The following is a 1329-nucleotide window of genomic DNA, read 5'->3' as shown; positions in this document are numbered from 1 at the left end:
CGGGTAAACCCCGCGCGAGCGGGGATGATCCGAATCGGGCGATGGCGTCCCGGTCCCCGATCGGGTAAACCCCGCGCGAGCGGGGATGATCCCCTCACGCCCCACGCGCTGAGCGTCAAGGCGCTGTAAACCCCGCGCGAGCGGGGATGATCCCCCGAACCCCGCCGACCGGCCCACCTACTCCGAGTAAACCCCGCGCGAGCGGGGATGATCCCGCGGAGCGCCCCGACGACGCGGACTACGCCGCGTAAACCCCGCGCGAGCGGGGATGATCCGAGTCGGCGCTCCAACGACCCCCTGAAGGCCAGGTAAACCCCGCGCGAGCGGGGATGATCCGGCGAAATCGGATGCTCTCACAGACGGGGCGTGGTAAACCCCGCGCGAGCGGGGATGATCCTAGATGATAGACGATGACTATATTTGGTAAATGGTAAACCCCGCGCGAGCGGGGATGATCCCCTCACGCTGCCCCAAGTGGTCTCCCTGGTCTCGTAAACCCCGCGCGAGCGGGGATGATCCGGTGCCGATAAGTACCGTTATGACAATTTACTTGTAAACCCCGCGCGAGCGGGGATGATCCCCCGGGTGCTCCCCTCATCATCGACCCGTACGGGTAAACCCCGCGCGAGCGGGGATGATCCGAGACGCAGAACACAGATTTAAGGCTTGAGATTGTAAACCCCGCGCGAGCGGGGATGATCCGGCCCTGGGGTGCAGCATCACCCTCCAGGAGCAGTAAACCCCGCGCGAGCGGGGATGATCCACATACGGTCGAATGCATAAAATGACAATAGATGTAAACCCCGCGCGAGCGGGGATGATCCCACAGCACCAACCGAGAGGAACCGAGAGGAACCGTAAACCCCGCGCGAGCGGGGATGATCCATATTGTGAATTGTGGCCCAGGACACACCCAAAGTAAACCCCGCGCGAGCGGGGATGATCCCAACGTTATGTTCAATACTTCCCCCACGTGATCGTAAACCCCGCGCGAGCGGGGATGATCCCCGACTCTATGAGGACGCCTACGCGGTCCTCACGTAAACCCCGCGCGAGCGGGGATGATCCTGCAATAGACGGTTAAAAATTGCCGCGGGCGGCGTAAACCCCGCGCGAGCGGGGATGATCCCTAAATATCCGCGGCAATGCAATAGACGGTTAAGTAAACCCCGCGCGAGCGGGGATGATCCCGCGCGAGCACTGACCAACCGTCCGCCCCGCGGGTAAACCCCGCGCGAGCGGGGATGATCCCGTGACCGAGGGGCGCATGTCACTCGTGCGGTTGTAAACCCCGCGCGAGCGGGGATGATCCCTCGTAGGGGGTGAACG

The 1329-nt window shown here is 63.4% G+C and carries 1 CRISPR repeat array.

The features are described 5' to 3' along the window. Nucleotides 1-3 precede the first annotated feature (3 nt). A CRISPR array of direct repeats spans nucleotides 4-1312; the repeat unit is 28 nt; unit sequence GTAAACCCCGCGCGAGCGGGGATGATCC. Nucleotides 1313-1329 lie beyond the last annotated feature (17 nt).

This window comes from Actinomyces dentalis DSM 19115 (assembly GCF_000429225.1).
Taxonomy (GTDB): Bacteria; Actinomycetota; Actinomycetes; order Actinomycetales; family Actinomycetaceae; genus Actinomyces; species Actinomyces dentalis.
Note: the sequence above shows the minus strand (reverse complement) of the source record. Positions and strands in the feature narration are given on the sequence as shown.